14 protein-coding genes are annotated in these 11,816 nt (G+C 47.1%); all 14 read right to left on the reverse strand.

Annotation, left to right across the window (positions count from 1 at the left end):
- Positions 1 to 2 precede the first annotated feature (2 nt).
- The 14 genes from NTX75_00920 to NTX75_00985 all read right to left on the reverse strand — a co-directional run bounded on the left by NTX75_00920 (position 3) and on the right by NTX75_00985 (position 11,611).
- On the reverse strand, positions 3 to 902 hold the full coding sequence (locus NTX75_00920; GenBank protein MCX5814790.1) for a rhodanese-like domain-containing protein: 900 nt from the start codon (positions 900 to 902) through the stop codon (positions 3 to 5).
- Between the two features lie 29 nt (positions 903 to 931).
- Complete coding sequence (locus tag NTX75_00925; GenBank protein MCX5814791.1) at positions 932 to 1,192, reverse strand: hypothetical protein; 261 nt, start codon at positions 1,190 to 1,192, stop codon at positions 932 to 934.
- A 149-nt stretch (positions 1,193 to 1,341) separates the two neighbouring features.
- The gene (locus NTX75_00930) at positions 1,342 to 1,884 is read right to left on the reverse strand and encodes a gamma carbonic anhydrase family protein (protein MCX5814792.1); all 543 of its coding nucleotides are present in this window, start codon (positions 1,882 to 1,884) and stop codon (positions 1,342 to 1,344) included.
- Between the two features lie 54 nt (positions 1,885 to 1,938).
- Complete coding sequence (locus NTX75_00935) at positions 1,939 to 2,325, reverse strand: iron-sulfur cluster assembly scaffold protein (protein ID MCX5814793.1); 387 nt, start codon at positions 2,323 to 2,325, stop codon at positions 1,939 to 1,941.
- A 27-nt stretch (positions 2,326 to 2,352) separates the two neighbouring features.
- Positions 2,353 to 3,423 carry an XdhC family protein gene (locus tag NTX75_00940; protein ID MCX5814794.1) on the reverse strand — a complete coding sequence of 357 codons (1,071 nt, stop codon included), beginning with the start codon at positions 3,421 to 3,423 and terminating at the stop codon, positions 2,353 to 2,355.
- Between the two features lie 9 nt (positions 3,424 to 3,432).
- Entirely contained in the window at positions 3,433 to 4,224 is a 792-nt protein-coding gene (gene yqeB / locus NTX75_00945; GenBank protein MCX5814795.1) for a selenium-dependent molybdenum cofactor biosynthesis protein YqeB, read from the reverse strand.
- 49 nt (positions 4,225 to 4,273) lie between these two features.
- A complete protein-coding gene (locus NTX75_00950; GenBank protein ID MCX5814796.1) occupies positions 4,274 to 5,044 on the reverse strand; it encodes a DUF364 domain-containing protein in 771 nt (256 codons plus the stop codon).
- A gap of 64 nt (positions 5,045 to 5,108) precedes the next feature.
- The gene (locus NTX75_00955) at positions 5,109 to 6,152 is read right to left on the reverse strand and encodes an MBL fold metallo-hydrolase (protein ID MCX5814797.1); all 1,044 of its coding nucleotides are present in this window, start codon (positions 6,150 to 6,152) and stop codon (positions 5,109 to 5,111) included.
- A 6-nt stretch (positions 6,153 to 6,158) separates the two neighbouring features.
- Positions 6,159 to 7,445, reverse strand: a complete 1,287-nt coding sequence (thiC, locus tag NTX75_00960) for a phosphomethylpyrimidine synthase ThiC (protein MCX5814798.1) — start codon at positions 7,443 to 7,445, stop codon at positions 6,159 to 6,161.
- A gap of 127 nt (positions 7,446 to 7,572) precedes the next feature.
- Positions 7,573 to 8,826 carry an iron-sulfur cluster carrier protein MrpORP gene (locus NTX75_00965; protein ID MCX5814799.1) on the reverse strand — a complete coding sequence of 418 codons (1,254 nt, stop codon included), beginning with the start codon at positions 8,824 to 8,826 and terminating at the stop codon, positions 7,573 to 7,575.
- Positions 8,823 to 9,707: an ATP-binding protein gene (locus tag NTX75_00970; protein MCX5814800.1), complete on the reverse strand. Its 885-nt coding sequence runs from the start codon at positions 9,705 to 9,707 to the stop codon at positions 8,823 to 8,825. Before NTX75_00970 ends, NTX75_00965 begins: the two co-directional genes overlap by 4 nt.
- A 1-nt stretch (position 9,708) precedes the next feature.
- The gene (locus NTX75_00975) at positions 9,709 to 10,617 is read right to left on the reverse strand and encodes an ATP-binding protein (GenBank protein MCX5814801.1); all 909 of its coding nucleotides are present in this window, start codon (positions 10,615 to 10,617) and stop codon (positions 9,709 to 9,711) included.
- Entirely contained in the window at positions 10,590 to 10,835 is a 246-nt protein-coding gene (locus NTX75_00980) for a hypothetical protein (protein ID MCX5814802.1), read from the reverse strand. The genes NTX75_00975 and NTX75_00980 overlap by 28 nt, the downstream gene beginning before the upstream one ends.
- Positions 10,836 to 10,852: 17 nt before the next feature.
- On the reverse strand, positions 10,853 to 11,611 hold the full coding sequence (locus NTX75_00985; GenBank protein MCX5814803.1) for a DUF134 domain-containing protein: 759 nt from the start codon (positions 11,609 to 11,611) through the stop codon (positions 10,853 to 10,855).
- Positions 11,612 to 11,816 lie beyond the last annotated feature (205 nt).

Here is an 11,816-nt window from a genome sequence, read left to right on the forward strand (position 1 = left end):
GCTTACTTACCTTCAACAAGCGGGGCATCTTTGTCGCCGCACCATTCCTCCATTGAACCGTCATAGATTTTGGTATTTCCGTACCCGAGCATTTCGCTTAACGCAAACCACCATGAAGAGGCAAACTGGCCATTACAGCAGAGCAGAATAATCTCTTTTTCCCTCTTGTCGCCCACAACTGTGGATGCTAAAAACTTAAGCTTTTTTGTGTCCTCAAATGTACCGTCCTTTTTAAACACAAGGTAATAGGGAAGATTTACCGCTCCCGGGATGTGTCCCTTTCTTTTCAGCAAAGGATCCGAAATCTCCCCTTTGAACAGTTGTTCAGATCTTACATCAACGATGACCGTATCCTTTAAATGGGATTTGACATACCTTTTTGTTGTAACAATGTTTTCGTTAAATTTGCACTTGTAGTTACTTTTCGGACGTTTCACCCAGTCCTTTGCCACAGGATAGTTTTTGCTGAGCCATGTTTTGTGCCCGCCGTCAAGTATGGCGGGGCGTTTTACCCCGGCGTACTTCAACGTCCATGCCACACGGGTGGCGTTAATGCGCTGCCGTTCTGTATCCGTATTTCCCACGATTACCACATACGTATCGGCATGAATACCGGAGGAGCAGATTGTATCCGTGAGTTCATCCTTATGGGGAAGCTGGCAGTCCAGGTTGTTTTCCATTGTTCGCCATGCCGCATAGGTAAGGCTGAGCGCCCCGGGAATATGACCTTCCTTATAATCCTCTACCTTCCTGATGTCGAGAATCATCATACCCGGATCGTTCAATTTACCAGAAAGCCATTCTGCTGACACGATGGGCTGCAGGGTTTCAGAGCCGTAACAAACCGGAATACCGAACATTATTGTAATCACTATACAGAGAATAAAAATATGTCTTTTCATAATCTCCTCCCGTTATTTTAGAGACCTCTCTATTCAGCATGACCTTCTTCGTTATAGATTTGTATTACAAAGGGATTTCTGCATTCAAGCTCATTGCATGGATTACCTTCCGGAGAGCTCAAATGACTATCTGGCTGTCCTGATACGTGAGGCAGGTAAAGCTGTCCCGTCCTTTTTATATGATTGTCTTTTATTGATACTACAGGTGCGATAGCGTCATCCATACAGGCAGCCGTAGATTCTGTGATTATAAATGCAATAATAAAAAACCAGATAATGTATCTTTTCATGCCACCCCCTTTTTACAGGGAAAAAACAGGAACAATATTTAATTCCGCTTCAAGCTCATACGACGTCATACCGTAAAAGATTTTATTTAATGTTTTACGGCAACTATTGAGAGAGCTATTAATATGTGATACGAATCCTGTGAACTTTATCATTGCAATACTTGTAGTGTTTCAATCCTTTCCATGCCAATCGTGCAGTACTTATGCGCCAGATCTACATAAAGCCTTCTTGACCAGTCCCAGAAATCTTTTTCTTTCTTCGACATCTCTCGAATCTTTCTTGCGGGATTGCCAGCCACTATTACCGATTCCGGTATCTTCTGCTCGCGTTTTACCACGCAGCCTTCCGCTACAGTAGAACCGCTGGAAACCTCGGATCGAATGCTTAAGATAGCGCCCATGCCTATTCCCGCAAAATCGCCTATTCGCTTTGCGTGTATGATGGCGCCATGTCCGATAATTACCCCCTGGCCTATAGAACACAAGTCATCGGGTGGAGCATGAATAATAGCACCTTCCTCAATGGCTGTTTCGTTCCCTATCTCGATAGCACCATAGTCACCGCGCAAGATGGCGCCATGCCCTATATAACAATCGTTTCCTATCTTTACATCACCTATTACCAGAGCGGTTTCACTCACATATGTACCAATCCCTACAACCGGCTGCTTTCCATCGAATCTATAAAACATTATTCACATCCTTTCGTGTCATGGCTTCTAAACCTGTACCGGGAGAATTCCAATTCATTCTCTATGATCCCAGCTTACAAACTTCTCGAAATAATTCATGATGGCCTTTTGAAGTCCTGTTGCCCCGAGGGCTGAGCAGTGAATTTTAAATTCCGGCAGACCATCAAGCTCTTTGACAATATCATCATCGGTAATCATCATCACATCATCAAGGTTTCTGCCCCTGGCAAGTTCCGTCATGGCGCTTGCACACGCAATAGATGCAGGACACCCCCTGATCTGATACTTTACATCGGTAACGATATCGCCCTCAACCTTGATGTAGACCTTCATGAAATCACCGCAGTCAGGATCTCCGATCTCGCCTACGCCGTTTGCATCATCGATAACTCCTGCGTTTCTGGGGTTGCTGAAGTGTTCCAGAACTTTTTTACTATATATGCCCATATTGCTTCTTATCTCCTTTGCTTATAGTGTTTTGCTTCTTATCATGGTTACACATTCTACGGAACCTGCCTTTTTAATCTTGTCTGGAAGGGTATCTTTTGCATTTCTCACTGATACGAGCTCTGCAGCAATACTGATGGCTATCTCTTCGGGTGTTTCGGCATTAATTGAAATCCCTATAGGCGAATGAATTCTTTCAAGGACCTCACTGCTGAACCCTTTCTCTCTCATATGGTCGAGGATGATTTTTACCTTCCTGCGGCTTCCGATCATCCCTATGTATTTAGCCGTTTCTTTGAGGCACTCCCCGAGGACCTCTGCATCGTACTCGTGGCTTCTTGTAAGGATCACCACGTATTCGTTCCCGGTAAAATCGAGGCATTTAAATGCATCATGAAAGTCTCCGACAATAATTGTATCGGCGTCGGGGAATCTTTCGCTGTTGGCAAATTCTTCTCTGTCGTCAATTACCGTAATGTGAAAGTCTGCAATTTTGGCAATTTTTGAAAGAAACTGTGCTACATGCCCGGCGCCAAAAATATAAAGGGGAAACGATAACTGTATCGGATCAGCCAATACCCCGTCCGTAAGCATAGCCTGCTTCTCATGGAAAAGCCCTTTACACTGATTAATGGTTTCACTGCCCAGTACATCCCCGGTAACGTTTAAATTCTCATCAATCAAGGCTTTAGCAAAGGTATTGCCGCTGAACCTGGTTACTACGACGCCTCTCTTCCTGTTTTCCAGGCAGTTCTCAATCTGCTGGTACACGGCAAGATGTCTTGCCGTTACCGGCTCAAGAAGCACATCAACATTACCACCACAGAGCATATCCTTTTCTTCGACCCTTTGGGCATTCATTATCATGCTGAATACCTTCGTGAGCCCTTTATTCATTATCTTGATGGCCTCTCTGTATGTATCTGATTCAAGGCGGCCGCCCCCGACAGTGCCGAAAGTTTTACCGTCTTCTCCGATAAACATCTTTGCGCCCACATCCCGCGGAGCAGATCCGGTTCTTTTGATAACAGTAGCGAGTATCCCGCCTTTTCCTTGTTCCAGATGCTCCGTAATCACCTCGTATATATTCATCCCCGCGCCTCAATTGGAAAAATGCATGATTGCTTCAAGGACACCTCCACCTATTGCTCTTGCCTTTTCTGTGATAGTGTAACAGTATTCCTTTATCCCTCGCGGGTCGATATCACCGATCTTTTCGTTGGCCTTAATGTCAATTTCGCGAATAAGACCTCTAAGTATGCCATCAATAGAAGCAAACACGAGGGTTTTGTCTACATAAAGAACAAGTTCACCTTTTTTAACTTCATCTCCGATATGTTTGACATGCTTTATTGTGCCTTCGTGCGGCGCACGCAACACCCGTTCTTTGGTGTAACCCATAGTGGAGCCGGGTATGCCTGTGTGGGCCTCTGCAAAACCACTATATATTACTTTCCCGAGGTTATGTCCCCTGTTGCTTTCCACAACTGCATGCACATCAGATGGCGCACAAAATCCAGGCCCCACACCAATGGCTATCGGGGCTTCATCCTTTTTTGTCCCTATATTTCGTTTTGCCATGATTGCGTCCACTACCGCATCTGGTTTTAGCTCCCTCACAATACCCCATTCAGGGTCAACCATGACGGCTATATTTTGCCTCTTCCAGATATCAAAAACCTCTCTTAAATTTCTCGCATATTCTGCCGTTACACCTTCGACCTCTTTTTTTCCTTCATAAACAACTTCGGAAAAGGCTACAGTTCTCCGAACACTAATAGGCTTCGGGATCTCTGTCATAACTATAGTTTTGAAATTAGCCATAAAGAGCCGGTGTGCAATGCCGGTTGCCATTTCTCCGGCTCCCTTTATCACTATTTTAAAATCCTTCATGAATGTTCAATCCTCTCCATCATTCTTTTGATCTTCCTTCTTTGTTTGCTTAGCCCCTTCCATATGGACATATTCTTTTCAACCCTGTCAGTTCACAGATACCGGCGGAAGTTACGCCGTATATGAGGTAGTTTTTCTTGTATTGCCGGATGGTCTCCCATATACCATCGAATGTGCCGTTTACAAGGGTGGTTCCCGTAAGGAGAACAACATGGGCTTCCCGAACAAGGCGTTCTGTCATGGTGTTACCATCCCAGACGTTTACCCCGTACCTTATAGTCCAGACATTCTGCCTGTTCAGGTCCGTTACCCTAACATTTTTCGACCCAAAGACAGCGCTCAATGCCTCCAGAATGGCAGGATTTAGCCCGACAAGTCCGACTATTTCCGGTCCAAATGTCTCTTTGGTATAGGCGGCAATCTCTTCGGCGCACTTTTCCGGCTCTTCGTCTTTGCAGTGGAGTGTTGTCTCAATAATATTGAGGTGCTTCAATACCGCGTTCATCGTTGCGATGAAGATTGCCCTGCCTCCATTGGTGACAAGAGGTATGGCAATCACCTCTTCAAGCTTGCCGATAAATTCTTTCGGTGAATCGGTAAAGGCATGTGCCTTTGCCTCGTGAAACTTTGCTTCGACAACCCTCTCTTTGCCGGTGACAATTGGAAAATCTCTCCTTCCCGGCGTCCCTATCGCCTCTTCGGGGGATAAAGTTTTCACAGTTATGGAAACATCTGAATTGCCGAGGTTGTTTTCTATGACTATTTTTTCAAATTTTACCCTTGATTCATCGAACGGGGAAGTACTACCACCTTTATTCACAGGTCCTCCATCCATTTATTGAATATAATGCATGAAGCGGCTGTATCCGCCTATACATTATATTTTATGAGGTCATAACATATTTCGTTCCCGCGGTATTCAATATGAACTGCTCCGGCATTTCCTGAGCAAACAGCGTAACAGCTTCGAATCCTGTACAATGCGCAGGAACTATATAATCCGGCCCTATTGCCTTTATGTCAGCAACGGTTCTCTGAATTATCTCAGGTTTTACGTTAACAAGATGGAAACCGCCTATCACCGCATGAACCTTTTTGATCCCTGTGACCTTCTGTGCATGTTTCACTGTGTTGACAATCCCCGCGTGGGCACAGCCTGAAAGAATCACCAATCCCTTATCCTTCAGGCTGAACACAGCTGCCTGTTCGCCCTTGAAAAGATCATGCTCGAGTTCTCCGTTACGTTCTATCAGCAGGCCCGGCGGGACTTTCTCATAATCCGTAACCCTTTCGATGCTGCCCGTATAATAGCATCCCGGGATCACTTCAACGGGATCTCTGACCTCAACAATGTTTACAGTGCCAAAGTCCTCAACCTCTTCCCTCCTGAGCCGACCAATGTCATGAGGCTCATGTGTTCCGGGACGAAGGGAAAATCTATGTGCAAACGTTTCTTCTCCAACATAGAGGGGTGTGCCTTTGCGCATTTTAGACCGGTTTTGCCTGAGAATTCCAGCGAGACCTCCCCAATGGTCAAAATGGCCGTGGCTCAGCCCAAGTGCATCTACCCTGCTCAAGTCAACATCAAGCAGCCCCATGTTATTGATTACACCATGGGGATCCAGGCCGTAATCAAACATGAAGGCGCTTGATTTTCCATTTACTGCCGTTTCAATGAAATAGGAAAGACCGTGCTCGGCGTGGATCGATGCACCAGGCACCGCGCGGAATCTTTGCCCTATCGATGGCTGAGGTCTCGCCGGATCGTAGTAGTTGTCAGTAATAACAACGACCGTCAGTTTCTCGACCTCCTGAATCTTTAAAGGTACATAGGCTCTTAAAGAGTCTTTTGCAAAATCCCCGGTCGCTTTTGTTTTTTTTGTCACTGTTATATTCAGGGCATCCCTCCCGCTCAATTCGTTCGACATGGTTCCCTACTTTTCGGCAAAGTAATTCTCCACAAGCTTCATTGAGCAGTAGTCGCCGCACATGCTGCATACATCATTGTGAAGTTTTCTCCCTTCCCTGAAATCCATAATCTTTTTCGGGTCAATGGCACAGTGAAGCTGGCCTTCCCAGTCAAGCGCTTTTCTATAGGTTGACATCATTCTGTCGAGGTCGAGGGCTTTTCTGTTTCCCCTGGCAAGATCGGCCGCATGAGCGGCAATCTTTGCCACGATCACTCCGTCCCTCACTTCATTCGGGGTGGGTAGCCCGAGATGTTCTGATGGGGTAACGTAGCAGAGAAAATCTGCCCCGTGATAGCCCGCAAGAGCTCCGCCGATAGCAGCGGTGACATGATCATAACCTGGTGCTATATCCGTAACAATAGGACCGAGGACATAGAAGGGGACATCATCGCACAGTCTCTTCTGGAGGACAATATTGGCCTCTATCTGGTTCATGGGCATATGACCAGGGCCCTCTATCATGACCTGTACTCCTTGCGCAAGAGCCCTTTTACATAGTTCCCCGAGAATAATGAGTTCCTCTATCTGCCCCCTGTCTGTGGCATCGGCTATGCAGCCCGGTCTTAATCCATCTCCTAAGCTCAGGGTCATATCGTACATCTTCGCAATGGCGATGAGCCTGTCGTAATCTTCGAAGAGAGGGTTCTCTCTGTTATTAACGATCATCCACTCGGCGAGGAAGGCACCTCCCCTGCTCACAATGCCGGTAACCCTTCCCTGGCGCTTCAGTCTCTCCAGGGAGCGCATGGTTACCCCGCAGTGGACGGTTATGAAATCGACCCCATCCCTGCCGTGCTGGTCAATGACCTCAAAAATGTCTTCGGGGTCTAACTTGGTGATGGCTTTCCTCCTTTTCACCGCCTCTGTCACTGCCTGATAAATAGGAACTGTTCCTACGGGGATACCCGCCTCTTCTATAATGATCTTACGTATTTCGTGCAAGTTGCCGCCGGTACTCAAGTCCATTATTGTATCAACCCCGGCGTCCCTTGCCACTTTAAGTTTCTCTAATTCTTCCTTGATGTCTGCTCTCTCGGGGGAAGTGCCGATATTTGCATTTACCTTCACGCTGAGGCCTTTCCCCACTCCTTTGGGGGTTACACCCCTATGCCTGTTGCTGGCAAGGATTGCAACCTTTCCTTCTGCGATATAAGAAGAAAGAATCTCCGGGCTGATCCCTTCACTGTCGGCCACATGAGCTACGGCTTTAGTGATCTTTCCGTTGCGTGCTGCGATCAGTTGGTTCTTCATCTGTACCGTTCCATAATGGTATTTTCCGCCTTTTCCTCCAGGTGTAATCTATTCCGTATTCGGGGCCTGTCTCATTTCAAGCAACCTGCCCCGATAAGAATATACTTCCCCCAGCTACATTAAAGGTCTAATGGTCACAGGTATTTGCGCCTGTCTGCAATGTTCCTTTCAGGTATTGCTCCACCGCTTCTCTGGGGGTTTCACTCTGTGCGCCGGTAACCACCTGGACGCCTTGCTGGGCAAAAAGCTGCTGCGCACGGCTGCCCATACCTCCGGCTATGATGCAGTTGACGCCCTGCTGAGAAAGCCATGGGGGCAAAAGTCCCGGTTCGTGCGGCGGCGGGGTAACATAGGTCTCGTTTACAATTGTGCCGTCCTTATTGGCGTCAATAAGTGCAAATGCCTCACAGTGGCCGAAGTGGGCACACAACTTTCCCTCATTTGTTGGTACTGCAAATTTCATGGAATCCTCCTTTTTTGATATAGTGTTTCCTTCCCCGTCCTTTTTGTTCTGAGAGGAGGAAACTACAGGTATTTCTTTTTCAGTGTCTGCATTGGGTAAGGTTTGTCCGCTTTTTTTAAAATGAACGATTTGCTCGACAATCTCATCGAATTTTTTCGCGGTCTTTGTTTCGGAATAAAAGTGCATATACGGTTGCTCTTCATCTCCGCTCTTTACGATATCAGGATCAAGAGGGATACTGCCCAGAAATGGTATTCCATAGCTTTTCGCCAATCTCTCGCCGCCTCCGGAAGAGAATATGTTTATCTCCTTACCGCAGTCGGGGCAAACAAACCCGCTCATGTTTTCAATAATCCCCGCGATGGGAAGGTTGAGCTGCCCGCAGAAGGTGATGCATTTCTCCACATCAATTGTTGCCATCTGCTGAGGCGTGGTGACAATGATTGCGCTTCCTTTTGCGGCCAAAAACTGCGCGATGGAGAGAGGTTCGTCACCCGTTCCGGGAGGACAGTCCACTACAAGGGCATCAAGGTCTCCCCATGCAACATTCTGGAGAAACTGCCGGATTATATTTGCCTTCATCGGTCCTCTCCAGATAACGGCCTGTTCGTTTCCGCCAAGCAGTAATCCCATTGAGACAACTTTAATCTGACCGTATACCTCAATAGGGACAATCTCTTCATTTGCAACACCTGCCCGTATCCCGGAGAGACCGAGCAATTTCGGCACACTCGGACCGTGGATATCCACATCGAGTATACCGGTCCTTAAGCCCCTCAGAGAAAGACTAAGGGCAAGATTAACCGCAACCGTACTTTTTCCCACACCGCCCTTTCCCGAGAGAACGATAAAGACGCGGGCGATTCTGTCAAGCTTCGTTTTCATTGCTAATTCATCAACTGCTTCTTCACAACTCATGCTTCCTCCAATATATCGTGTAGTTTTGTATAGATTTCCCGTATTGCCCCGCTTGCTGCACATTCAGGGGCAAAATCAAGGATTGTCTTCGCTTCTTTTTGTGCCTTTGTAATGGCTGTTTCATAGGGTATCTGTCCGAGAAAAATGAGATCATTTTCAGCACAGTATTGCTTCATTTCTCTTGTGTATCCGGGGTGTATGTCCCATTTGTTTACCACCAGAGCGGTTTTAACCTGAAAATGATGCGTCAGCTCGACAATGCGCTTCAGATCGTGGATGCCTGACGGGGTTGGCTCTGTCACCACAACCGCCAGATGTGTTCCTGTAATTGATGAAATCACAGGGCATCCAATTCCCGGAGGGCCATCGATAAGGATAAAATTTACACCGGTCTTTACAGCTTCTTCACGGGCCTCGTTTCTCACCGCAGCGACAAGCTTTCCTGAATTGTCTTCGCCGGGCAGCAGTTCTGCAAAGACGAAGCGCCCATTGCCGGAGATGCTGCAGATATAATAATGTCCTGCGAGTCGAGGGGAAAAATCTACCGCCTTTGCGGGGCAGAGAAAATAACAGGCACCGCAGCCTTCACAGGAAAACGGATCAATCACAAAATTTTCAGATATAGCGTCATAACGACATGCCTCTTTGCAGGCGCCACACTTCGTGCAGCGTTCCGGGTCGATCTTTGCTTTTTTCCCTCCTGTGAATTCTTTTGTCTGGAGCACCTCCTCCGGTTGCAGGATTAAATGGAGATTGGCGGCATCTACATCACAATCTGCTATTATCCTATCCTGAAATAGAGAGGAAAGCGCTCCCGCAAGTGAAGTTTTTCCTGTTCCGCCTTTTCCGCTTATGATTACCATTTCTTTTATGTTTGTCATCTCACCTCCCGCCCTTTTTCTTTCCCAATAATCTTCCGATGTTTACAGCAAGTTCCATAAACTGGTCTATGTAGAGAGGAAGGGTCTTGATAATCAGTTCTCCCCGGGAATAGCAGCGGGCGATCTCTATATCTTCAGGCAGCACCATAAGCACAGGCAGGCTGTTGTTTAATAGATATGTTACGAGCGGGGGAAATTCACCGTTCTGCCGGTTAATCACAACGCCGATCGGTTTTCCCAGATTCTGAGCCACGGAAACTGCGATTTGCAGGTCATGCAGCCCGAAAGGTGTTGGTTCTGTCACCATTACGACTACATCCGCATCGTGAATCGTTTTTACCACCGGGCATGAGGTGCCCGGAGGGGCATCGATGACCCGGATATGCTCTTTTCTGTATTGGTGTTTTACCTCCTGAATGACAGGACCAGCCATAGGCTCGCCTACGTTGAGAATACCATGGACAAAATCAATGTCCTGAATTGCCTTTCCCTTCTCGATGAATCCTATTTCCCGTTTACCTTCACTGATTGCCTCTTCCGGGCAGATGCTGACACAGAGTCCACAGCCGTGACAGAGCTCAGGGAAAAGGAGTACATTCGACGGGAGGGTTACAAGGGCGTTGAACTGGCATTTTTCACTGCATTCGCCGCAATGGGTACATTTATCCTGGTCAATGACAGGCACCATCACCATTGCCGGGGTTCTTGTATGAACCTCAGGCTTTAAGAATATGTGGCCGTTAGGTTCTTCAACATCACAGTCCAGGTATTGTACCTGCTGCCGGGAATAGGCGAGAAAAAAGGCGAGGTTTACCGCTACGGTAGTCTTTCCTGTTCCTCCCTTGCCGCTTGCGAAGGCTATGTTCATATCTTTCATCACCTTCATGCCCTCGTCATGGGTGTATTGCACTTCGGACACTTCTGCTCGTAACAGGGTAGCCCCCGCTGATGGGGCGCCTTTTCTCCGCACTGAGGACATACACACTCGCCATCCGGTCCTAATCCTTTTCCGCCCATCCTGCCCCTGCCTCCTCCGCTGCCGGCTCCACCACCTGCTCCCCGGCCTGTTCCTTTGCCCCCTGTCATTGGTCCTGTTCCAGTGGGTCCCGTTCCATCTCCTCTTGGCATAATAAATACCTCCTTTTTTACCAGTGTCCGCTCACATCGGGTCCGGTCATTTTAGCGAGTTTCCCCTGCTCGTACGCTTGAATTGCCTGGGCTGCAGTCATGCTGGACGCAGTGTACACATCAACACCGGCTGTCTGGAGCACACGAAATGCATTGGGTCCCAGGTGACCGCTGATGACAGTACCTGCGCCGGAATTAACAACATTTTGCGCACTCTGAATGCCGGCCCCCTGCGGAGAATTCATGTTTTTCTCATTGTCAATGACTTCATGGTTTTTAGTCTCACTATCATAGATAATAAGCTTTTTGCTTCTCCCGAAACGTTCATCCACTATCCCGTCCAGGGTTCCGTCAACGCTTGTTATTGCGACTTTCATTATTCCTCCTTGTTCGTTTGAACGTGTATTGTCTTTCTGAAGAACAGATTTTTCTTTCCACCCGTGCTTGCACATGTGACGCCAGCCGCATGGCGGGGTGAACCTTTCATCGATCGTGACATTTCCTCCTTCAATCCTCAATGCCTTGCCGTTGACAACAACGTGGGCCATCTTTTCATGGGCCGACAAGAGCAGGCGGTGGAAGGTAGGCTGCGAGACATTCATCTGTTTTGCTGCATCTTCCTGTGGGATACCGAGGAGATCTTTCAGCCTTATTGCTTCCAGCTCATCGTGGCGGAGGACAACATCTTCGATCTCTCCCAGCTTTACCCCGGCAGGTTTGAAGTATGTTACCTGAGGGAAAAAACCAATATTTCTTACGCATCTTGGACGTGGCATATATTATTCCTATTTAATTAAATTATATATAATAGCATGTTACAATTTCTTATATGAATATATATTCAAATTAGAATTTTGTCAAGAGCAATTTTTCTGCATTCGTAAAAAAATTAAAAAAACGTTGTTACTAACCCTACTTAGCGGATTCGACCCTCAGAATCGTTAATATTATTTTTCAGGTCACGTAATTCCAATAGGTTGC

The organism is Pseudomonadota bacterium, assembly GCA_026388315.1.
Classification (GTDB): Bacteria; Desulfobacterota; Syntrophorhabdia; order Syntrophorhabdales; family Syntrophorhabdaceae; genus MWEV01.

Excerpts from the sequence above, each read along its gene's own strand:
- NTX75_00920 (MCX5814790.1), bottom strand. The coding sequence starts at position 902 with ATGAAAAGACATATTTTTATTCTCTGTATAGTGATTACAATAATGTTC.
- NTX75_00925 (MCX5814791.1), bottom strand. The coding sequence starts at position 1,192 with ATGAAAAGATACATTATCTGGTTTTTTATTATTGCATTTATAATCACA.
- NTX75_00930 (MCX5814792.1), bottom strand. The coding sequence starts at position 1,884 with ATGTTTTATAGATTCGATGGAAAGCAGCCGGTTGTAGGGATTGGTACA.
- NTX75_00940 (MCX5814794.1), bottom strand. The coding sequence starts at position 3,423 with ATGAATATATACGAGGTGATTACGGAGCATCTGGAACAAGGAAAAGGC.
- yqeB (MCX5814795.1), bottom strand. The coding sequence starts at position 4,224 with ATGAAGGATTTTAAAATAGTGATAAAGGGAGCCGGAGAAATGGCAACC.
- NTX75_00955 (MCX5814797.1), bottom strand. The coding sequence starts at position 6,152 with ATGTCGAACGAATTGAGCGGGAGGGATGCCCTGAATATAACAGTGACA.
- thiC (MCX5814798.1), bottom strand. The coding sequence starts at position 7,445 with ATGAAGAACCAACTGATCGCAGCACGCAACGGAAAGATCACTAAAGCC.
- NTX75_00965 (MCX5814799.1), bottom strand. The coding sequence starts at position 8,826 with ATGAGTTGTGAAGAAGCAGTTGATGAATTAGCAATGAAAACGAAGCTT.
- NTX75_00970 (MCX5814800.1), bottom strand. The coding sequence starts at position 9,707 with ATGACAAACATAAAAGAAATGGTAATCATAAGCGGAAAAGGCGGAACA.
- NTX75_00980 (MCX5814802.1), bottom strand. The coding sequence starts at position 10,835 with ATGCCAAGAGGAGATGGAACGGGACCCACTGGAACAGGACCAATGACA.
- NTX75_00985 (MCX5814803.1), bottom strand. The coding sequence starts at position 11,611 with ATGCCACGTCCAAGATGCGTAAGAAATATTGGTTTTTTCCCTCAGGTA.